The 21,917-nt window shown below is 42.3% G+C and carries 21 protein-coding genes; 11 read left to right on the forward strand and 10 right to left on the reverse strand.

Features of this window, described 5'->3' with window-relative positions; translation table 11 throughout:
• The first annotated feature begins 4 nt into the window (after positions 1–4).
• The 9 genes from ACP2WE_RS07765 to ACP2WE_RS07805 all read left to right on the forward strand — a co-directional run bounded on the left by ACP2WE_RS07765 (position 5) and on the right by ACP2WE_RS07805 (position 10,232).
• A complete protein-coding gene (locus ACP2WE_RS07765; RefSeq protein WP_425214984.1) occupies positions 5–3,148 on the forward strand; it encodes a PAS domain S-box protein in 3,144 nt (1,047 codons plus the stop codon).
• A 445-nt stretch (positions 3,149–3,593) separates the two neighbouring features.
• Positions 3,594–3,971 carry a response regulator gene (locus ACP2WE_RS07770; protein WP_425214985.1) on the forward strand — a complete coding sequence of 126 codons (378 nt, stop codon included), beginning with the start codon at positions 3,594–3,596 and terminating at the stop codon, positions 3,969–3,971.
• A 272-nt stretch (positions 3,972–4,243) separates the two neighbouring features.
• Positions 4,244–5,176 (forward strand): hypothetical protein, encoded by a 933-nt coding sequence (locus tag ACP2WE_RS07775; RefSeq protein ID WP_425214986.1) that lies wholly within the window; start codon positions 4,244–4,246, stop codon positions 5,174–5,176.
• Positions 5,177–5,263: 87 nt separating this feature from the next.
• Positions 5,264–5,773, forward strand: coding sequence for a 2Fe-2S iron-sulfur cluster-binding protein (locus tag ACP2WE_RS07780; RefSeq protein WP_425214987.1), 510 nt, complete (start codon positions 5,264–5,266; stop codon positions 5,771–5,773).
• Between the two features lie 3 nt (positions 5,774–5,776).
• A complete protein-coding gene (locus tag ACP2WE_RS07785; RefSeq protein WP_425214988.1) occupies positions 5,777–6,487 on the forward strand; it encodes a V4R domain-containing protein in 711 nt (236 codons plus the stop codon).
• 405 nt (positions 6,488–6,892) lie between these two features.
• Positions 6,893–7,357, forward strand: a complete 465-nt coding sequence (locus ACP2WE_RS07790; RefSeq protein ID WP_425214989.1) for a bilin-binding protein — start codon at positions 6,893–6,895, stop codon at positions 7,355–7,357.
• Between the two features lie 74 nt (positions 7,358–7,431).
• On the forward strand, positions 7,432–8,079 hold the full coding sequence (locus ACP2WE_RS07795; protein WP_425214990.1) for a hypothetical protein: 648 nt from the start codon (positions 7,432–7,434) through the stop codon (positions 8,077–8,079).
• Between the two features lie 371 nt (positions 8,080–8,450).
• On the forward strand, positions 8,451–9,761 hold the full coding sequence (locus tag ACP2WE_RS07800; protein WP_425214991.1) for a two-component system response regulator: 1,311 nt from the start codon (positions 8,451–8,453) through the stop codon (positions 9,759–9,761).
• A 138-nt stretch (positions 9,762–9,899) separates the two neighbouring features.
• Positions 9,900–10,232 (forward strand): STAS domain-containing protein, encoded by a 333-nt coding sequence (locus ACP2WE_RS07805; RefSeq protein WP_425214992.1) that lies wholly within the window; start codon positions 9,900–9,902, stop codon positions 10,230–10,232.
• A gap of 389 nt (positions 10,233–10,621) precedes the next feature.
• Here ACP2WE_RS07805 and ACP2WE_RS07810 read toward each other — a convergent pair whose 3' ends face one another.
• On the reverse strand, positions 10,622–11,755 hold the full coding sequence (locus ACP2WE_RS07810) for an Rpn family recombination-promoting nuclease/putative transposase (protein WP_425214993.1): 1,134 nt from the start codon (positions 11,753–11,755) through the stop codon (positions 10,622–10,624).
• 8 nt (positions 11,756–11,763) lie between these two features.
• Here ACP2WE_RS07810 and ACP2WE_RS07815 point away from each other — a divergent pair, with 8 nt between their 5' ends.
• Complete coding sequence (locus tag ACP2WE_RS07815) at positions 11,764–13,233, forward strand: protein kinase domain-containing protein (protein ID WP_425214994.1); 1,470 nt, start codon at positions 11,764–11,766, stop codon at positions 13,231–13,233.
• 166 nt (positions 13,234–13,399) lie between these two features.
• Here the strand turns inward: ACP2WE_RS07815 and ACP2WE_RS07820 are convergent, their stop codons facing one another.
• The 7 genes from ACP2WE_RS07820 to ACP2WE_RS07850 all read right to left on the reverse strand — a co-directional run bounded on the left by ACP2WE_RS07820 (position 13,400) and on the right by ACP2WE_RS07850 (position 19,609).
• Entirely contained in the window at positions 13,400–14,212 is an 813-nt protein-coding gene (locus tag ACP2WE_RS07820; RefSeq protein ID WP_425214995.1) for a hypothetical protein, read from the reverse strand.
• A gap of 93 nt (positions 14,213–14,305) precedes the next feature.
• Positions 14,306–14,755: a DUF29 domain-containing protein gene (locus tag ACP2WE_RS07825; RefSeq protein ID WP_425214996.1), complete on the reverse strand. Its 450-nt coding sequence runs from the start codon at positions 14,753–14,755 to the stop codon at positions 14,306–14,308.
• Positions 14,756–14,864: 109 nt separating this feature from the next.
• Positions 14,865–15,620 carry a ribonuclease III gene (rnc, locus tag ACP2WE_RS07830; RefSeq protein ID WP_425214997.1) on the reverse strand — a complete coding sequence of 252 codons (756 nt, stop codon included), beginning with the start codon at positions 15,618–15,620 and terminating at the stop codon, positions 14,865–14,867.
• 60 nt (positions 15,621–15,680) lie between these two features.
• On the reverse strand, positions 15,681–15,899 hold the full coding sequence (locus tag ACP2WE_RS07835) for a hypothetical protein (RefSeq protein WP_425214998.1): 219 nt from the start codon (positions 15,897–15,899) through the stop codon (positions 15,681–15,683).
• A 57-nt stretch (positions 15,900–15,956) separates the two neighbouring features.
• Complete coding sequence (locus tag ACP2WE_RS07840) at positions 15,957–16,406, reverse strand: NYN domain-containing protein (RefSeq protein WP_425214999.1); 450 nt, start codon at positions 16,404–16,406, stop codon at positions 15,957–15,959.
• Between the two features lie 401 nt (positions 16,407–16,807).
• Positions 16,808–18,778: an acetate--CoA ligase gene (gene acs / locus ACP2WE_RS07845; protein WP_425215000.1), complete on the reverse strand. Its 1,971-nt coding sequence runs from the start codon at positions 18,776–18,778 to the stop codon at positions 16,808–16,810.
• A 213-nt stretch (positions 18,779–18,991) separates the two neighbouring features.
• Positions 18,992–19,609, reverse strand: coding sequence for a restriction endonuclease subunit R (locus tag ACP2WE_RS07850; RefSeq protein ID WP_425215001.1), 618 nt, complete (start codon positions 19,607–19,609; stop codon positions 18,992–18,994).
• Between the two features lie 56 nt (positions 19,610–19,665).
• Between ACP2WE_RS07850 and ACP2WE_RS07855 the strand changes: the two genes are divergently transcribed.
• On the forward strand, positions 19,666–20,568 hold the full coding sequence (locus ACP2WE_RS07855; RefSeq protein ID WP_425215002.1) for a branched-chain amino acid ABC transporter permease: 903 nt from the start codon (positions 19,666–19,668) through the stop codon (positions 20,566–20,568).
• On the opposite strand, the gene lepB (ACP2WE_RS07860) is transcribed toward ACP2WE_RS07855, so the two are convergent.
• Positions 20,551–21,183: a signal peptidase I gene (gene lepB / locus ACP2WE_RS07860; protein WP_425215003.1), complete on the reverse strand. Its 633-nt coding sequence runs from the start codon at positions 21,181–21,183 to the stop codon at positions 20,551–20,553. The genes ACP2WE_RS07855 and lepB (ACP2WE_RS07860) overlap by 18 nt on opposite strands.
• Positions 21,184–21,221: 38 nt before the next feature.
• Positions 21,222–21,917, reverse strand: a complete 696-nt coding sequence (gene lepB / locus ACP2WE_RS07865) for a signal peptidase I (RefSeq protein WP_425215004.1) — start codon at positions 21,915–21,917, stop codon at positions 21,222–21,224.

Here is a 21,917-nt window from a genome sequence, read left to right on the forward strand (position 1 = left end):
GCTCATGACCCCATCCCTTTTCCTAAAACGTTTCCATCTTGACTCAGGCGTAATTTCCTTGCGGTGGGTGTTAATTATTTTCTTTGTGCTGCAAACGGCGGGCACAGTAGGACTAGTAGGCTATTTGTCTTACCGTGGCAGTCAACAGGCCATAGAAGATATGGCAGATCAGGTGATGGATCAGGCAACCCATCGCGTTCGCGATCGCCTCAATATCTCCCTGCAAACACATCAGCAAGTCGTAGCGGTTAATCAATTCGCTGCCCAACAGGGGCGTCTCGACCTAGAGGACTTTGAGCAATTGCGGGGCTACCTTTGGCAACAGATACAGTTATCACCATCATTGACCTCTACAATTTTTGCCAACGCACGGGGAGAGGAGGTTGGCTATACACAACTGCTCAGTCAAGAGATTGTCGAGCAAGCCAAAAAAGTATCTGGAGAAAATTTAAAGAGCGGTATGCCGATCCTAAATGAGGTTAAACCTGCACACTCAACCCAGCGGAAATATTATCTAGTTGACGAACGCGGCAAAGCCAAAAAATTAATTTATACGCTGCCGATCGATAATCGGACAACACCGTGGTATCAAGCAGCGACAACTACCCAAAAACAAAGCTGGTCGCCAATTTATGTTTACCGATCCGTACCAAGCATGGGTATGAATGCTGTAGTACCTGTCTATGATGCCGCAGGAAAATTTGAGGGTGTTTTTACCAGTAATGTGGGGTTGTCTGAGATCGGGACTTTTTTAAACAAGCTCAACTTCTCACCTTCAGGGCAAACATTTATCCTCGATCGCGCTGGCGATCTAGTTGCTACCTCCACATTAGAAATTCCTTATATCAATCAAGACAAAGGAAATCCGACCCGTTTACCTGCAATCCAAAGTCAGGACGCTCGCACAAGAGCGATCGCCGCACAAATACAGCAGCAATTCGGAGCACTAGATCGCATCAAAACAGAGCTGCATTTTAAAGTCCCCATGGATGGAACTACGCTATTTGCTGAGATCGTTCCCTACCGCGATCGCTACGGCTTAGATTGGTTGCTGGTAACGGTAGTTCCAGAGTCTGACTTTATAGCAAAAATTCAAGCAGATACAAACTGGACAATTCTCTTATGCGGACTGACACTCTTGGTTGCAACTGGAATCAGTTTGTTAATAGCACATTGGATTTCAACTCCGATTTTGCGACTGAGTCGTGCCAGCCAGTTTTTGTCGCGTGGAGTTTGGCAGGAGCCTTTGTCAGAAAAAATCGCGATCGCTGAGTTAAACGTTTTAGCAAAATCCTTTAACCAGATGGCGAATAAGCTCCAAAAATCCTTTCAGGAATCGGAAGAGAAATTTGCGAAAGTATTTCGCACCAGTCCAGATCCGATTACGATTGTCAATATTTCAGACGGCTCTTATCTGGCTGTAAACGACCAATTTCTTGCCCTTACTGGTTACACCCATGCCGAAATTATCGGTCATACCGTGGATGAGTTGAATTTCATCGCTCGACCCGAACAGGGAGCGGAAATTTACCACCTACTCCAAACTCAGCAAAAAACTCGCAATTATGAAGTGGATTTGCGGATCAAATCAGGCCAGATCGTAACTGGATTGCTATCTTCTGAGTTGATCGAGCTAGAAGACCAGATGTTCTCCATTTCCGTATTCAAAGACATCAGCGATCGCAAACGTCTAGAGACATTCCTCCGTCAGTACGAGCGCATTGTTTCTGCCACCACCGATGGGATTTCCCTCGTCGATCGCAACTACATGTATCGGGTCGTTAACCAAACCTACTTAAATTGGGACAGAATCCAGAGCGAACAAATTGTTGGACATTCTGTGAGCGAGATGCGTGGTGAAGAGATCTTCCAAGCAGTAATTAAACCTCAGCTCGATCGTTGTCTTGCTGGAGAAATCGTCCAATACGAGGCTTGGTTTGACTATCAAGATACAATCCGTCGGTTCGTAAGAGTAACCTATTCACCTTACTTTGAACTGGATGGTGAAATTTCGGGAGTTGTTGTCAATACCCACGATCTAACCGATCGCAAACAAGCAGAAATGGCATTGAGGGAAAGCGAAGAAAACTATCGGTTTATTGTGGAAACTTCAATAGATGGCATATGGAAGCTCGATCGCGATAGTAAGACTACATTTGTCAACCAAAGCATGGCAAATATGCTGGGCTACAACGTTGATGAAATGCTCGGAACATCTTTATTTGAGTTTATGGATGAGGAAGGTCGAGAGATTGCCATGAGAGGCATCGAAACTCGCCGTCAGGGTACACGGGAAATCCATGATTTTAAATTTCGGCGTAAAGATGGCTCTGACCTATGGGGCATTGTTTCCGCGAATCCTATTTTCGATGCATCAGGTCTATATGGCGGCGCACTGGCAATCATTACAGATATTACCAAACGCCAAAAGACAGAGCAAATCAAAGATGAATTTATTTCCGTGGTCAGCCACGAACTGCGTACACCGCTGACGGCAATTCATGGTTCCCTCGGCATTTTGGAATCTGGCGTTTACAGTAATCGTCCCGAAAAAGCCAAACACATGCTTAAGATTGCTTTAAATAACAGCGATCGCTTAGTGCGTCTAGTCAATGATATTCTGAACCTAGAACGGTTAGAATCGGGGAAAGTTCAATTAGCGATCGGCACCTGTCATATTTCCGAGCTGATGCGGCAAGCCATAGAGTCGGTGCAACAGCTCGCCATTCAGGTTTCTGTCACTCTAGACTTTACGCTCCTTGATATAGAAGTCCGAGCAGACTCTAATGCCATCGTTCAGACCCTCACGAACCTCCTTAGTAATGCCATAAAGTTTTCTCCACCCGAAAGCACGGTTTGGTTACGTGCAGAAATTAGAAATCCAATCTTAGAACCCTCGGCTCCCTACATTCTTTTTTCTGTCAAAGATTGCGGACGCGGCATTCCCGCCGATCGGTTAGACAAGATCTTCGATCGCTTTTATCAAGTGGATATTTCTGATTCTCGTCAAAAGAGTGGTACTGGTCTGGGGCTAGCAATCTGTCGGAACATCGTGCAACAGCATGGCGGGGAAATTTGGGCAGAAAGCACCTTAGGAAGAGGAAGTACGTTTTATTTCACATTACCGATCGCGCAAGAAAATATATAATCCATACCTTTTTCATATCGATGACAAATAAACTGTCTGGGACGCGATCGAAGCATTCCCAAATCTCCTAATTTTATTATTACCCCATCATATAAGCTTCTTACTTTTGTGGTTTATGGTTTACGCAATACCAATTCGATCGAGAATCGACGCAGATGGGCATATGGGCGTAAACCGACATCCAACGATGAAAGTCCCAACTCATTCGAGCTGTTATACCAATTTCTCTTGAAATTGCGACAGATCGGGTTTTGTGTTCCACGCGGAGCGCGGTCTTTTCAAAAAGATGCGTTGCATCACTTTTTGAAAATGGTATTAAGTTTATCGTTCAAATTGGCATAGCAAAGCGATCGCTAGCTGAGCTACTTAACCTCACACTGCGTTTGTAGCTTCTTTCAAGCAAGTACATTTTATTTTATATCCGCATCTAACGGAGAGAAGATCTATGACCAGACGTCTTTTAATTGTGGATGACGAACAGGATATCCGAGATGTCATTCAAGCATCATTGGAAGAGTTTGCAGGCTGGGAGGTAGTCACCACTGCCTCTGGTAAAGAAGGACTGCTCATCCTCAAAGCAGGACATTGTGATGCCATTCTTCTAGATGTATCGATGCCAGATATGGACGGGTTATCCGTGTTCGAACAACTGCAAACCGATCCAGAAACCCAAAAGATTCCAGTAGCCTTGTTGACAGCAAAAATATTGCCTAGCGATCGTCGCCACTTTGCCAAATTAAATATTGCAGGAGTGATCGACAAACCCTTCAATCCAGTCATCGTCTGGCGGCAGATTGCTGAAATTTTTGGATGGGATGTTTAGAAGATATTTTAAAAGTATCCGTAGTAAATCTTATAACACTCTGCCCCAAGCATGATTTTGCAGGCTGGTGAATAATTTAGTACTGGTAAATTTTAGTCAATCTTTATCATTCATATAAGTTTCTTATTTTTGCGGTTAATAAATTTTTGTCACTCATATAAGTTTCTTATTTTTGTTGGTTATGGTTAAAGGGTGATTGAAATCTTGTTATGAGGAGGGCAGTAGACAATATGGCTTGAAAATCTCTACTCGATCGAATTAGTAGGTGAGCAATGCAGAGTTTAGCAATGGAAGTAAATAGCGGGATTGGAAATATTAACCTTTCAAAAAAATCATCGCTTCGGTTAATCTTAGCTGAGTCTTCAGAATCAGTGAGTCAACCCCTTGTAGACGAGTTAAGGAAAGATAATCACGTCATCTCTATCTGCAAAAAATCAGGAGAATTATTTCAAACATTATCCAATCAAAAAACCGATATTTTGATGATCGGGACTCTAGAGGACTCAAGTTATCTGGAGGTCTATCGTCGATGTTCTGAGCAATTGCCAGGACTACGAGTTATCCTGCTATCACCTCAACCCGCTGTTAATGACTTTTTCAGAAATTGGGTAATTGCTAAAGGAATTTATGATGTTCTGAGCAGTCATGTTGACAGACTCTATATCTTACGAGAAGTCATTCAAAAAATCAGCACTGGCACTGAACCAACAGCAGAGCTTGCGACCTTAGAAACTAGCAAGAATGAGCTGGAAAACATTCCAGTTTCTACTAATAGCCCAACTGAACTTCAAGTCTTCGCTCACAAGCAGCCCCCATCAACGCCTAAGCCGATTTCACCTGTTGCAGTTCCTGCAACCTCGAAAACCCTTAGTTACGAGCAAGTTCTTTCTGCGCTAAATCAGATTACTGATTGCAGTATGAACTATTTTGGTGGAATGGCGATCGGGAATTATTGGAAAAAAGCTCAAGTTGCCACGATCGCTGAGTATCCTTGGTTGCAAAGTTGGGTTGTAGATTATCGCGGTGGAATCGCATATTTCAGCGAATCAATCCCCCAAGAACAAATTACATCCGAGCAGTTAAAAAGTTTGCAATTGTGGGTGGGGCTCTTTTTAAAGGAGTGCGATCGCATCATTGTGGACTACACCCAAATGCTCTCTCAAATGGGTGTCTCCGAGCAAGTTAAGCAAATCATTTCTTCCTAATCGCTGAATCAACCCAAGCGATCGTTGTATGAAAATAGGAATAAACCATGAAAACGCATTCTCTCACTGCCCCATCTAAAAGACAACATGAATACTGAGAATTCGCTTTTAGCTCTGCAAATTGATGGGCAATTAACGTCTACCCCAAAAGGAACTCGATTGCTCGGGGTTTTGCTAGCTAACAATATCAATGTTTTGAAAGCCTGTGGGGGACAGGGACGCTGTGCAACCTGCCATGTATTTATCCACAAGGGAATGGATAGTTTAACCCCACCGACAGAACAGGAACTCATGACATTGAGCTTGATGCGGATCGAGCAGTCTAATGCTCGTCTTGCTTGCCAGTGTATGGTTTTGGGAAGTGGAGTTTCCTTAGAAGTACCTAAGGGCAAATATGTTGACTCGGATACCGAATTAGAATCTCAAGTAGGGAAAAAAGCAGAGCAGTCCCTTATTCATCCTATTACAGGGGAGGTCTTGGTATATGAAGGAAAGCTGATCTTGCGAACAGCTCTGCAAAAAATGCAAACGGCGACTCAAGAATTCGAGCAAGAAATGAAAGTTTATTTAACACGCAATTCTAAAAAGGAGAAGTAACTTATGAAGGAAATCGGGAACTTACAGGCTCCACAAATATTCATGCATTCGTCTTTGGATGTGTGCCATTACAGTCGCTACACTTTTTTCGACTTTGACATGCAGAAAGGCGAAGTAAATGACTACCATCAGCAGCGCAATCTAATTGTTGGGGAAGACTTTATCGTTTCTCTGCTTAAAGGATTAGAACATGAAGTTGGTGAATCAGCTGGATTGCTACTTTACATGATCGGAGAAAATTGGGGTAAGCAGGATGCGATCGCTTTTGAGGGTTGGTTTAAGCAATACTATAACCTGACCTTAGAAACATCCAATCTTGCTTTTGCGATGGAGACATGGTGGTGGCCGCTCACTGCTCAAGGTTGGGGAACTTGGAGTCTAAATCTCAGTTCCCTCAAAGAAGGTTTTATCTTTGTGGATCTGTTTGATTCCGCCGTAGCGAAAACACTCGGCTATGTGGGTAAACCAGTATGTCATCTGTATGCTGGACTGCTATCGGGATTTTTTAGCGTCGTGTTTGCAAAGGGTTTGAGCAGCACAGAAATACAGTGCTATGCCATGGGAAATGAGTTCTGTCGTTTTTTGATTGGCTCCGAAAAGCGTATTCGAGCTACAGAATTTTGGCTTTCTTCAGGGGCAACCGCATCTGAAGTGGCAAATCGATTTATGGCGGAAGAAATTCCTGCTGAAAACGATTTATTGGTAAGAGATTAATTATTAAGGTGTATCAATCATGACAAGGAATCAAGAGCGAGGATCTACAGGCTTTTTAAGCTGGATTAAAGGGATTTGGGGTAGTTTTAGCAGATTTATAATGCGATTGCTTCGTCCAAAACGAGGTAGACGTAGCAGCCCAGAAAATTCCACTAAGCCTTTTCAAACATGCTCCCTTGTGGGAGTAGAACAATTCCATAATGTAGGCTCTTTAACAATTGGCAATCTGATGGCAAAAGTGCAGTGGCGTTCCTCAAAACAAATCCCTAAACTTTCTTCATCTTCAAGTGTTAAATCGGTTCGCAATCAGATTGATTGGGAATAAGTCTTGTGAAATCAGCCTAAATACTACGATTTTGTAACTGTCTCAAAATTACCGCAATAAAAACAGGAGCTAAGGAATTAATGATTACTTTATTAGAAGATGTGTTGAAGCGTTCATATGGCACCTACGTGAATGCTCAGGACTTTCAACTGTTAGACAATGTACTCTCTTCTTGGCAGTCTAGGAAAGCGGCTTACAATGCAGTAAAGCAAAAAGAAACGGAGATCGTTGAGGATGCGCTTAACTCTATGAGAAGCGGAAATCGCTCTGATTCTAAACTATTGGATGATCTGGGATCGGAAAAATGCCAGAGAGACTTGACTCTAGGATTGCGCTATTGTGCTCTTGCCATGCTATTACAAGATGATGAACTCCTCAAGGATCGTTTTCTGTATTGGCAGCAAAATATTTTATCGGCAATGCAACACAATTATCCAGGTTACAAACTTCTGGGACAGGCAGTAAAGTCCAAATTGCCAATTAAACAGGCAGAGTTTCTCGTCCCTTACTTGGATATGGCGGAAGAAATGATTAATGGCAAATGATGCAGCATGAGGTCTTTAAATTTCAATCTATCGTAAATGTAATTGGTACGATCGTTTTTAACAGGAGAGAAAAGATGAAACTAACCAACATTCAAAGTGAAGTAATTCCTTCCAATTACTTCGCGCCAAGGGCATATCTTCAATCTGAACCTTCTACAGGGTTACTATCTACCAGACAAGGAAATCGCTTGCTTGCAGTACCCTCACTGTTACTCGATAGCATTCAAAAAACTTTGTTATTAGAGGCAGGAGAAGCCGCATCAATGGCTTTTTATACGTTTGGTTTTGGTTGGGGCAAGTCCTTTTATGAAAGAGTTCGCAAAGAGATCGAACTCTATTACGAAACATCCATTTCGCTGATGAATGCCCCTGAATTTTTTGCTACCCTTCAGCAAATCTGGGGAGTGCATGGGTTAGGGAGAATAATTGTCGATTTTTCCTTTGCCAAAGAAGGGCTTTTGCTTGTCACCATTGAAAACTCGGGTATATCGACAGTTCAAGAGGCATCAGTATCGAAATCGTTCAGTTTAGAGGCAGGATTGCTAGGAGGATGGTTTTCTGCTCAAACTCATCAAGATTTAAGTGCTTGTGCTACTGACTGGTTTTCTCAGCCTCAACGCACCCAATATCTAATCGGGGCAAAGCCACAAATTCAACAAATTGAGGAAAAACTTATTACTCAAGGCATGAGAACTACAGCTATCTTAAAAAAAATTAGCTAAAACCCTCTAAGGCTTCAATTGAGAAGTCATAAGACGAACATCTCATTGAGATAAATGATTTCGTTCTAAAGCCCTTACTTATCTCCATATATAGTTAAATTACTCACTCAGTATAAGTTCGCCGAATCTGAATGATTCTCCAACCCTACGAATCTATCAATCAGGTATGTTCCATCAGTAGTTTTTCTCCTTTCTAGAATTATCGGGACAATTCATAAATTGTCCCTCCACACAAATCTAATCGGATTGCTATAGCTTTGCTCAACAATCTAAACTTTGTCAAACCTGAGTATTGCTTCCAGTCAAATTTTGGGAAAACTCATTTTTGGTTTTATCACAAATGTAATTGAAATTTGGGTGAGGTTAAATTCATGACCAATCAACTCGGTCATATTTTGATAGTTGACGATAATCTGCAGAATCTCAAAATACTATCTGAAATGTTGATAAGTCAGGAATACAGAGTCTCTGATGCCAATAGCGGAAAGGTCGCACTACAAAAGGTTAAAAGTGACCCACCAGATTTAATTTTGCTAGATATTCGTATTCCCGACATGAGTGGATACGAAGTTGGTTTTCTACTAAAGGAGCAAGAAAACACAAAGGATATCCCTATAATTTTCTTAAGTAATTTAGATAGTCCACTAGATAAACTTGAAGCATTCTCATCTGGTGGAGTGGACTATATTAGCAAACCTTTCAATCTTATGGAAGTTCTAGCTAGGGTAGAGGTTCACTTGCAACTGCGATGTCTGCAAACGCAACTTAAGGAGAAAATACATTTTTTAGAAACTCAAAATGCAATTTTACAGTATGAAGTTTGCGATCGCCTAAAATTTGAGTATGAGTTTTATGAAGAGCTAAAAACTGCCATTGAACGAAAAGAATTTCAGCTTTATTACCAACCTATTGTAGATTTTAATACTGGTAAGGTTTTAAGCTTTGAGGCACTTTTGCGATGGAATCATCCCAAGCGTGGCATAGTTCTCCCTGCTGATTTTATCCCTTTTGCTGAAGCTACAGGGCTAATTAATCTGATTGGTGAATGGACGATCGAAGCAGCGATCGGTCAACTCAAGTTATGGAATTGTCAATTTCCTGAAAATCTTGATTTAGCCGTTAGTGTTAACGTCTCTGGCTATCAGCTACTGGATAATTCTTTATTTGAGTACACAAAAAAGGCTTTACATGAAAGTGAAATTCACCCACACAAATTGCAACTAGAAATTACTGAAAGTGTCTTAATCAGAGACCGTGAAACTACAGTAGAAGTTTTAGAGAAATTCAAAAAAATTGGACTGCAACTTTATCTTGATGATTTTGGTACGGGCTATTCTTCTTTGAGCCTATTATACGATCTTCCAATCGATGTCTTAAAAATAGATCGCTCGTTCGTTCAAAAAGAAGAATGGATTATTGTCAATGCAATTACTAAACTAGCAACAGCTTTAGATAAAGATATTATTGTGGAAGGCATTGAAACCTTAGAGCAGCTTACAACTCTTATTAACATGTCTTGTCACAGAGGACAGGGATATTACTTTTCTAAACCAGTGAATGCTGCTAAAGCAACCGAAATAATTAGTGAGTGTTTAATAAAACCACCTTTGGAATTGTTTTGTCCGCCTTTTACAGTTTTAGACAAAGAAAGATTGAGAAAGGGAGGATCTATTGCTAGTTGAATTTTTTGCGATCTTGCAACTCTTTCAGTTAAGGCTCATCAACCCTCTATGCGTTCTATTGTCGTGATTTCAAGCTAAAAAAGCAACCTCGTGAGCAGTATTGGCGATGTTTTTTGAATATAAATCAGGTACTAAAAAATGGAAAAAAAAGTTCAAGTATTTAGACCTAATGGAAAAATGAATCATGACAATTGCAAAGAAATTTACGATCAAATTCAAACCCTTAGTAAGACTGAAGATTTCGATTATTTTATAATTGACATGCAAGATGTTACCTACATTAACACCTATGGCTTAGGAGCAGTTTTGGGGGCGTTGCGACTTTCAAGACAATTCGGATTTCGGTTAATTCTTTGCTCGATTATTGCCGAGCCAGTTAAATCTTTCTTTCAGTTAACAGCAATGGATAGAGTGTTTAATATCTATTCTAATATTTCTGAATTTCACAGCACCTGTTCGAGAAATCAGTAAATGATAGTGCATCAAACAGGTCTAGCATTTCTCTTTACAAAAGCGGGCAGGTATCTCTGTAGCCATTTGGCAATCGGAAGTCCCGTTCTTTCTATTGTGTATATACAGTACACACAAGTCAAAAAACCTGCGATCGCAAGCCCTAAAGTCCTTGCTATACAAGATTTCTAAGGATTTGACCCCTATTTTTAATAATTTCGCATTATTGAGAATAGTAAACGAGAAATCTAAGGTTTCAAGAACCCAAAATTGCTCGATCGCTTTCAGCTCCTCTGGATTTCGCTGTCCGTCTAAAAAGTTAAGCCTGCTAGAATTAGGCGCTATTGACGAAACCAACCCAGAAGATCGAATCGCGATCGCCTGAAAATCCCAGCCACTCGTGCATTTAACTATTTTTCCTTATTCTGCCGCAACCAAGCAGACAAATCCGCCAGAGAGGTAAACCCTAACAGAGCCTCACCTAAATTTTCCAGTCGATCGGTTGACAATTGTTGGATAGTTTTTTGTGTCTTTAACGAGATCGCACCAAATTTAAACTTAAGCAGCCTTAGAACGAGAATAGCCTCTCCTTTCTGCAAACCTTTGCGCTCACCCTGTTGCAAACCCTTGCGCTCACCTTGTTGCAAGCCCTGTTGCAGACCCTGTTGCAAACCCTGTTGCAAGCCCTGTTGCAAACCTTCGAGCAAAATATCTTGATAAATCACTGATTCACGCATCACTTCACTCCGCAAAATCTGTCTTATAGAATCTTTTCCTAAAACCAAACCAGCCAGCACTGCCGAAGCAGCCATTACATTTCCGCGTATATTTTGTTCGACAATCTCCTCAGATCGGTTGGCAACTTGCCTCAGTACTTCCAGACGTTCGGAACTGTTAGCTAGTATAGCAAACGGCAATAGCCCAGGCGATCGCAAAAAAGTCTCTACGGGTTGCTCCCATAGCCTAATCACCTCAAACTCATGCCGCAAACCAGAAATCTCAAAACAAGTATTAAATACCGAGCGCGACTTGGTTGCTTTCAAATAAATCGCGATTTGGCGCACTGCTTTCTTGGGAAAGCGATTGTAGATTCTGATGCGATAATTTGCCATCCGAGATGGAATTTCTATGTCTGGTTTCGTTTGAAATTCGATGTGGAGTATCAGCTCTTGGGAATCTAAGAGAATGAGCGAATCTGCACGAATTGGTTCGACATTTAGCTCGGTTGGACTGAGTTGGGTAAAAGCGATCGGCTGACCGAGCAGCCACGTAGCTAGGTCGGCAGAGAAGTTTTCAGCAAGATACTTACAGACGTTGTCGTACATGCGCGGAATTTTAGCATCGCGTTGCACGCTTATTCGTAGTTCGTCTTCGTCGTTTTTCGGTGCGATCGCCTGAAACTTTCTAGCCACCCGTGCAGTATTGATTGATTCTATATGTTTGGCAAAAGCATAATTAGCGATCGCTGTGTAAAACTGATGAGAGCTGAAAAATTTATGCCGATCGCACTGTGTAAAATACTTCTTTATAGAACTAAGATTCATGAGGTCTTATGAGCTACTGCCTCAATTCTACTTGCAACAAACAAAATCCAAGCGATGCCAAGTTTTGCAAGCATTGTGGCTGGAGACTCTTGTTAAGGGATCGATACAGAGCCGTAAAAAAAATAGGGCAAGGTGGTTTTGGCAAAACATTTTTAGCCGTCGATGAAGATAAGCCTTCCAAACCCCTATGCGTAATCAAACAATTCTTTCCAAGTAATCAAGATCCGAGCAGTGCCACCAAAGCCGCAGAGCTTTTTGCACAAGAAGCATTAAGGCTCGATGCTTTAGGAAAGCACGCTCAAATACCCGAACTTTTCGCATATTTCGAGCAGGATAAAAATCAATATCTCATTCAAGAATTTATTGATGGTCAAAATTTAGCGGAAGAGTTGGTACAGGAGGGAGTATTTTCAGAAACGAAGATTTGGCTGCTTTTAAATCACATATTACCCGTCCTGCAATTCATTCATGAGAATCAGGTAATTCATCGAGATATAAAGCCAGAAAACATGATTCGGCGTTCGGACGGACAGATTGTATTAGTTGATTTTGGTGCTGCTAAATTTGCGGCAGGTACGGGTTTCACAGCAACAGGAACGATTATTGGCAGCGCAGCCTATACCTCACCCGAGCAAGCAAGGGGTAAAGCGAACTTTAGCAGCGATCTGTATAGTTTGGGCGTGACCTGCCTGCATCTATTGACAGGAATCGCTCCATTTCAACTGTTTGATAATGCTGAAAATGACTGGATTTGGCGCGATTATCTAACAGTTCCTGTGAGTGATTCCCTAGGCAAGATTTTAGATAAACTCGTTCAGCCTGGAACCAAGAAACGCTATCAATCAGCCGAGGAAGTAATTCAAGATATTCGTCCAGAACGATATGCAACGGGTTCCGATCGAGAACCAACTGCTTCTAGAAACAAAGCATCATTTCCCTATACATTTAGAAATTACTCATCGGGATCGATCCTTCTGAAAGGGGATATAGAATCGGTAAGTAAGTATATTGAAAACCATCCTCAGTGGTTGCCTCAGTGTATATTGCCTCTAAAAGCTAGAGCGATCGGAGCGAATGCCTATTCGCTAAATATTGGCAAGATTGGCGCACTGGGTTACGAAATCGATCCTACTGTAAATTTATACATGACTCAAGATGGAAGGGGTAATTATCAAATAAAAACACAACCCATCCCTGCCAAAGATCCTAATGGCTATGAAGTCAGTTTTCATTCTAAAATTAAGCTGGTCGAGCATTCAACTAGAAAAGCAAATATTAAAACTACACAAATAGAATGGGATCTAACGCTGATCGCTAAACTCGATTTTCCAATGTTCGTAATGATTCTTCCCACGTCTTTGGTTCAAAGGACTGGGGATGCTATTTTAAATCAAGTTGTTAAACAAGTTTCAGATAGCTTCTCTGAGAAAGTCAGTCGGGACTTTCGTCGTTACCCAAGCTACAACCCTAGCTCTTGAATGGGTGATGTAAGTCCATTCGCTCTGAAAATCCTGTCGCTATTCTTGAGGAATCTGAGAAAAACCGCTAAAGAATTACGACCATTTCATAGAGATTGAAATTAAATTTTGCTGGCATTGTAGCGAACTTTGAAGTGAATTCCCAAAATCGAGGGGTGATGCACAATTAATCGCGTACGATCGCATACTTGCTTACAAACCCTTTCGCATCCAACTTAATCAGCAAAACAGCATCAAAGTTTATCGCCCGTCCATCGAGACCGATCGCAACATAGCTCGATCTTGATTCCCCCAACCAATAGATAAGATCGTATCGATCTTTGAAATCTCGATCTTTGAAATAATTACTGGGAGTTGGGTTTCCTAATAGTACTAGAACCTGCTGCCGTGACAATCCTTCCAAACGACGCGTGCGAACTAGATCGTCAGCCATGGACAAACGCGGATAGGGATACTCAGCAATCATTGAAAGTTCTTTCCAAACCGTAGAATTGAACTGTGATGGTGGCTGTGAAAATGGGGCTGCTTTTGTAACAATAGCGTAGCTGCTTACAATCCCTTTGGTGTCAAACCTAATCTCCAAATTATTGGTAAACTGCATCACCCGCCCCACCGCATTCATAACGGTATAGCTGCTTCTTGTGTCTGGACTTAGCCAATACTCAAAAGCCTCAGGATCTGCGGATAAAAGGTTACCCGTACTAGTTGGGGTTCCCAATAGTTCTAAAACCTGCTGGCGCGACAATCCATCTAAACTACGCGTGCGAACCAGATCTTCCGCCATTATCAAACGGGGATGAGGTTCTTTATCTATCAACACGAGATCTTTCCAAATGGTAGTATCGAACTGCGATTGTGGTAATGGGAATGGATGTGCTGTAGTGACATTGGCACGAACGCTATCAACAGAAAACGTTTGAGTTAATGAAATGAGAAATGCGATCGCACCTACTGCACCAATCGTTCGCCAACTTAGCATCCTTTAAACCCCATCCCTAGAATCACAAACAAATCAATTATATCAGCCTAAAAAAGTATGGAAGAAGTTGATGTCAGGTAGCATCATTGACGATTATTCCCAAGGATTTTGATTTAAAAGAGCCTCAATATCTGTCGAGAATGGGCAAATACTAGGAAACTTTACTTTTGGATAATCTCCAGAAACCTTTTTTAAGCTGAGTTCCCAAGCCCGATCGCAGGCTTCAATCCATTGTGTCTTTAAACTGGGTGAGTCATCTAGTAATAGTTCTATTTGGATGCGTTGCTCGCGAATTGTCTGTTCCCAACCGTTATATTCACGCGGCATCTTGACGTACAATCTTTTGAGAATATGTTCTAGCAAGGTCAATAGACTGCTTTTCAATTCTTTCTTTTCCGATCGCCCCAAGGACTCTATCTCCTCAATTAAATTGTCAAGATCTACGCGATCGAAGTCTCTAGTCTTAAGTAAATGGATTGTTTCTTGTGTCCAAAGCCAAAAATCGCGATCGTAAAGTGGCAACTGGCTAAAGGTTTGTGTCATGGTTGATAACCCTCTTGCTTGCAAGCGATCTTCTCAACTACTATATTAACCTTAAATACACATTGTCTCGGATCTTGCATTTATCGTTCCTAAGACAATTTATATTGCCTCATATCCTTCCTAGTTGTCTGAGCTGATTTAAGGCTTTCTCAGCTGCTTTCTTTTCAGCTTCTTTTTTGCTTTTTCCTTTACCCTGTCCGAGAAGTTCCCCTTGAACTTTGACTTCTATAGTAAATTCCTTTGTATGATCCGCTCCAGTTTCTTTAACTACTGTATAAACTGGTAAAAGAGCCGAAGCCTTAAGTTTCCCTACATCAATTTGTAATTGAATTTCTGGCTTAACTGGTTGCTTTTGTGCCCACTCTTGAAGTCGATTTTTAGAATCGGTGTTAGAGCGAACTACCACTGTTTCTTCAGGAACAGATTCAAACAGTTTTTTCACAAAGCTATGGACAGATTCAATTGCATGAGTTCGACCATTTGCATTTCTTTGATCCAAATAGTAAGCCGCAACAAGTGCTTCAAATGTACTGCTGAGCAAATTGGGATTCTGAAAACCTCCTTCTTGAATCATCCCTTTTCCCAATCGCATATGAAAGTTTAAGTTTAGGTCGGAAGCAAACCTTGCCAGTTGTTTTTCATCTACCAATGCAGAACGGCGTCGGGTCATTTCATCTTCTCCCATTTCAGGATACTGATGATGATCGTAGAGATACTCGGCGCTTAAAAAAGACAGGATCGCATCACCCAGAAATTCCAAACGCTCATTATGTCCTTTTTCTTCAGGATGCTCGTTTGTATAGCTGCTATGGGTAAGCGCACGGTGAAGTAGAGAGGTATTCTCAAAGTCAGGAATCTTTTTCATGGCGTATCTCCTTAATTAAGACAAAAATGTTTGGGACAATAGACTGAGCAAGCTATCGATTCAATTGAGTAAGAGGGGAATTACTCTCATCGAATCTCCTATAGTTTGCGTTTGCACAATTCCATCTCTGGCAGCAGCAAGAATAAACTGATTGAATTTAGAGAAATTCGTGCCATCTTGTTTGCAGATAAATGAGACCCCTCGATAACTAGGAAAGTTTTCTCTCATCAATCTATCAATAAAATTCAACTTTGCCTGTTTACCTTCTTGGACAGCCATCTTGACGACTTCTTTCAAGTATTCAAGTGCTTGATAGTATGAGACATAAGGTTCAGATCAAGTCGTGCTATTTGCAGGTAATTTCAAGTCATCAATAAAATGAAACTCATCAGCGATCGCTTTGAGATCTTGTTTGACATTGCCGCGAGTTGCAACAACAATTACCTTAATACCCTGCTTCTGCAAAGCTCTCACAGAAGGAGTGAAATCACCATCTCCCGATACTAGAATAACTACATTAGGAGGGTACTCTAAACCATCGAGTAAATTAGCTTTCAGTCGATCGTCCGCACTATTTTTCAGTGAGGAAGGAACATCTTCAAATTTAAAGCCAAGACCTTTAAATTTTTTTGGGATTTGAGTTTGACATTTGCACTCCGAGTTGAAGTAAATCTTCTTCTCTCGCAAAGTTCCTTTACTTTTAGCCAAATCAATCAAAATTGTGGCTTGATGTCGGTTTAGTCGAACGTTCTGAATGTCAACGGACATAGATACATTTGGACTCATGTCTTTACTCCTGAATTTTATTTTCAGGACAGCCAGTAAGTACTTATAAGGAACGAGCAGAAGGATACAAGATCATTCTCTGCTCTTTGGGTTGAAGTCTCAGAAATACGAAGATTAATTTCCTAAAAATCCGTTCGATGAATTACCTGTTCAAATATTTGTATATTTACTAAATACTTAAGCAAGTGATTAACCAAACCACCTTTAGAAAAGAAATCATCCTATAACTGAGACTACATCAATCCAAACAAGTCAGTTTTTTTAGCTGTCTTACATAAACAATAGCACAACAATCCATGAACTTGCCAATAGGCTAAACAAAAATATTTTTGAGACCGATCAGCTTTTAGCCTTAAATCTTGATGCTCAAAATAAAAAGCCAAAAGCCGATCTCTTACTCTCTAAACTCCTTCTCTGAGTTTGTCTAGAATGGAACGATCTTCTAGCGTAGAAGTGTCGCTGGTAATTTCTTGACCTGCGGCAATGGTTCGCAATAGGCGACGCATGATTTTACCAGAGCGGGTTTTAGGCAGAGCTTCGGCAAAGCGAATTTCGCTGGGGCGGGCGATCGCGCCAATTTCATTGACGACATGTTGCTTTAAGGCTTTTGCCAAGGCTTCATTGGGTTCCTGAGCACCCTCTAAAATCACAAAAGCGAAGACATCTTCACCCTTGACATCATCGGGCCGCCCAACTACAGCCGCCTCCGCAACACTGGGATGCGACACCAAGGCTGATTCAATTTCCATCGTGCCCAAGCGATGCCCAGCCACATTGATCACATCATCGACACGACCCATGATCCAAAAGTAGCCATCCTCATCACGTCTAGCGCCATCTCCAGCAAAATAGACATACTTCCCATCTTGAGGGGGAATATGTTCCCAATAACTCTTGCGGAAGCGATCTGGATCGCCGAAAACAGTACGCATCATCCCGGGCCAAGGATGTTTAATCACCAAATAGCCACCTTCGTTATCCGCCGCAGGCGTGCCATCAAGATCGACGACATCTGGAATAATACCAGGGAAGGGAAGTGTTGCCGAACCGGGCTTTGTAGGAACCGCACCGGGTAGGGGCGTAATCATCACGCCACCAGTTTCGGTTTGCCACCAAGTATCGACAATTGGGCAGTTCCCGCCACCAATGACTCGTTGATACCACATCCATGCTTCAGGGTTAATCGGTTCGCCCACAGTTCCCAAGAGCCTGAGCGAAGATAAATCTCTAGACATGGGCAGGTGTTCGCCCATTTTAATAAAGGTGCGGATCGCAGTAGGAGCCGTGTAGAACACATTTACCCCATATTTTTGAATCACATCCCAAATACAGCCGGGGTTAGAGGCACGGGGAGCACCTTCATACATCAGGGTGGTAGCTCCATTCGATAGTGGACCATAGACAATGTAGCTATGCCCCGTAATCCAGCCCACATCTGCGGTACACCAATAGACATCTGTATCTTTTAGATCGAAAATCCATTTAGTGGTCATATGCGTGTAGAGGTTATAGCCTGCGGTCGTGTGAACCACACCCTTGGGCTTGCCTGTGCTGCCACTGGTATAGAGAATGAACAGCATATCTTCGCTATCCATTGGCTCGGGTGGACAGTGTGCTGACATTCCAGGTTGAAGTTCGTGCCACCAATGATCGCGACCGGGTTGCATTGAAATTTCCTGATTGGTGCGCTTCACCACCATCACATCTTTAACACTCGGTACAGCGCCATCTGCCAAAGCTTTATCGACTTGGTCTTTAAGCGGTACGATCGCATCTTTACGCCAGCCACCATCAGAGGTAATCACTAGCTTGGCTTGACCGTCTTTGAGCCGATCGCGTAATGCTTCAGCACTAAACCCCCCAAATACGACAGAATGGGTTGCCCCAATGCGGGCACAGGCTAACATGGCGATCGCCGCTTCGGGAATCATGGGCATATAGATGCCGACGCGATCGCCTTTTTGAACGTCTAGTTGTTTGAGCGCATTGGCAAATTGACAAACTTCGCGATGCAGTTGCGCGTAAGTCAGGGTACGAGAATCCCCAGGTTCGCCTTCCCAAATCAAAGCGGCTTTATTTCGTCGCCATGTCAACAAGTGGCGATCGAGGCAGTTGTAAGTAATGTTGATTTTGCCCCCGTCAAACCACTTGGCAAAAGGCGGTTGCCAATCCAAAACCGTATGCCATTTCTCAAACCAATCTAGTTCGGTTTCGGCTAGCTCTGCCCAAAATTTTTGCGGATCGAGTTTGGCTTTTTCGTAAAGTTGTTTGTATGCCTCAAGGCTATTCACATGAGCGGCTTTGGCAAATGCTTCGGATGGTGGGAATAACCGCTTTTCTTGCAAAATGGATTCGATCGTGGGCTGTGACATATAACTAACTGAAATATTTATAGTTTTTTTGATACGGATATAGCGATCGCGGTTGATTGATACGACTTTTGTGAGCCAAGTAAACTGCCTGACCCCGAACAGCCAAAATGGCTACCCTACAGAATTTCAGATCTGATTGCTATATAACCATGTATTTGAGTATCGCTCAAAGTAGTTACCCTGAAGCGATCGCCTCAAAAAATGCCATTTTTTTTAAAGATTGCTCAATCTTTTCAGAATACTCAGGACATCACAGAGATCGTCTAGGCTACGAGTTCCAAATAGTCTCGATGTTGCATACTGGGGTGGTGTTGCATGAACCAACTTCACAAACAGAAAACTTCCACCTGATGTAATCATGCCAAAACTAGGATGTTCGGGATGTCGACTTGCCAACATATAGGTTAAAAGTTGTGCTAACCCTTCCTCAACGGAGAAGGAAACTTTTTTGGACTCAATCACTAAAATCCAAAACTCCTCTCTTAAGACCAGGGCATCCAAACTTCCTGTAATGATGACATCTCGATCGGCAACAGCTATTTCAATTGACTTTTCGCTTCTGACATAAAAAGGTTGCAAATAAAATCCACCAATAAATAAAATCGGGTCGAGAATCGACATTCTCACCACATCTTCTAATAAGGGTGGGTAATTGAGTAAATTGAGGAATCCTTGTCTAACCTTGTCGAGTTGTTGTTTTTCTGATTCAGTAACTTCGGGTAGATGACTTTGCCATTCATGAAAAAATTGCCGATCGTCAACCAGTTGAATGCCAAAGCGATCGATCAGATTTCGTAGCGTAATGTTTTTGGCTTGCAGTGTTTGTACCATACTTTATTCCACAACTGTTTGTATGATACTTCTAGTTCCTTTGGCTTGCCTACGCTATGCTTGAATACATAATATCGCTGATCGTTCTTGCTTCTATCTTTGCCCTGTTTAGCTTAGGTCTAAATTTACAATGGGGATTTGCAGGCTTAGTAAACTTTGGGCATGTCGCCTTTATGACGGTAGGAGCCTATACTACTGTTCTTTTGAGTTTAAATGGTGTGCCTTGGTTTATTGCCTTTGCGATCGCCACTGCCCTTGCGGCATTACTTGGGCTTTTGATCGGGAGTACGACTCTGAGGCTACGCGAAGATTATTTGGCGATCGTCACCATTGGGGTCTCGGAAATAGTCCGCCTCTTTGTCAATAATGAAGCATGGTTAACTAAAGGGACTAATGGCGTTCAAGATTATCCCTTACCTTTTAAAGGTTTAGTACCCACAGAATACTACTCGCTCCTGTTTGCTAGCTTTTTGTTAGTGGTTTTAGCTGTACTCTATTGGCGATTAGAGTGGTTGGTGCGATCGCCTTGGGGCAGAGTCTTAAAAGCCATTCGTGAAGATGAAGAAGTTGCTAAGGCTTTGGGCAAAAATGTGTTTTGGTACAAGCTACAGGCTTTTGTGATTGGCGGCGCGATCGCGGGAATGTCTGGAGCTTTTTATGCTTGGCAAATTACCACAATTTACCCTAACTATTTCATTCCATTAATTACGTTTCAAGCATGGACAATTGTGACTATCGGCGGAGCTGGCAACAATCTTGGTGTGTTGCTAGGTGCAGCGATCTTCCAGATTTACAGCGTGCTACCACGTTTTTTACCCGAGCAAACCCAGATATTTTTGGGTGGCGGAAGGTTAGAAGCGATTCAACAAATGCTGATTGGCTTGACGTTAATCTTGCTGATGGTGTGGCGACCTCAAGGAATTTTGGGCAACAAGGACGAACTAACGCTTAATCGCTGAGTTAATCATTGGGTATTTTGGGATGGCAATTTCGCCTAGGCGATCGTCTAGGGGCCAAAAGCGAAATACCGCACGACCGACAATATTCTGTTTGGGTAAAAAGCCCCAAACATGGGAGTCATTACTATTATTGCGATTGTCGCCCATCACCCAATAGGAGTTAGGCGGTACGGTGACAACTCCCCTAAAGTTGTAGTTGGGCGGCTCGGCAATGTAGGGCTCTTCGATCGCGATATCATTGACATAGACCTTACCTGCTTGAATGCGAATGCGATCGCCAGGTAACCCAATCAACCGCTTGATATATGCCTTGGAAGTATCTTCGATAAAGGGTGAGGCGGGGGGATAAAAAATCAGAATCTCACCTCTTTGTGGTTGGTTAAATTGGTAAGAAATCTTATCAACAATGATGCGATCGTGAATCTGCAAAGTCGGCTCCATCGAACCAGAAGGAATGAAGCGCGGCTCCACAATAAATGTGCGTAGCAAGAATGCTAAGACAAAAGCGATCGAAACAATCCGAATGGTTTCGGCATGTTTTTGCCACCAAGGCTTTAAAGTCTTTTGTGCAGGTGATTCTAGCTGGCTGTTTGAAGATTTACGATCTGAAGTCATGGAAAATTAGAACTCGAACGATAGATAATTTGGCACGATTATTTTGTTGCAGGGAGCGCATAGGTTGGGGCATCTAAACCACCTGTGCGACTATCAAATGGCCAATAGCGATAAAATGCCCGCCCAACAATATTCTCTTCTGGTAAAAATCCCCAAATATGAGAATCTTGGCTATTGTTGCGATTGTCACCCATCATCCAGTATTTACTGGGTGGTACGGTAAAGCTCACTTGTTTGTTAACGAGGCTAATCTGGTTAGGCTGAAAACATTCTGGACACTGTGATGGCTCAGAAGGCAGAGAATAGGCAGGTGGTGAGGCAATGTAAGGCTCTGATATTGCATTCCCGTTGACAAAGACCTTGCCATCGTGAATGCTGATCCGATCGCCAGGCAGACCGATCACGCGCTTGATATAAACCTTGCTTGTATCTACCCCTGGATAGGGCGGCGGGTTAAATACAATAATTTCACCCCGCTCTGGTTTACGCCATTTGAAGGTGAGTTTGTCAATGAGCAAGCGATCGTCGATCTGCAAAGTTGGCTCCATCGAGCTAGATGGAATATATCTGGGTTCTACGACAAATATTCGGACTCCCAATGCCAATAGCACGGCAACAAAGACAGTAGGAGAATTGTCTGCTACAACTTTTTGCCAGTTACTTTTTGAATCAAGTTCAAGAGACTGACTTTTTAAATCTTCTTTGGATGGGTCGCTGGGTTTATCGGATGACAT

The sequence above is a fragment of the Tumidithrix helvetica PCC 7403 genome (assembly GCF_965232925.1).
Taxonomy (GTDB): domain Bacteria; phylum Cyanobacteriota; class Cyanobacteriia; order Pseudanabaenales; family Pseudanabaenaceae; genus Tumidithrix; species Tumidithrix helvetica.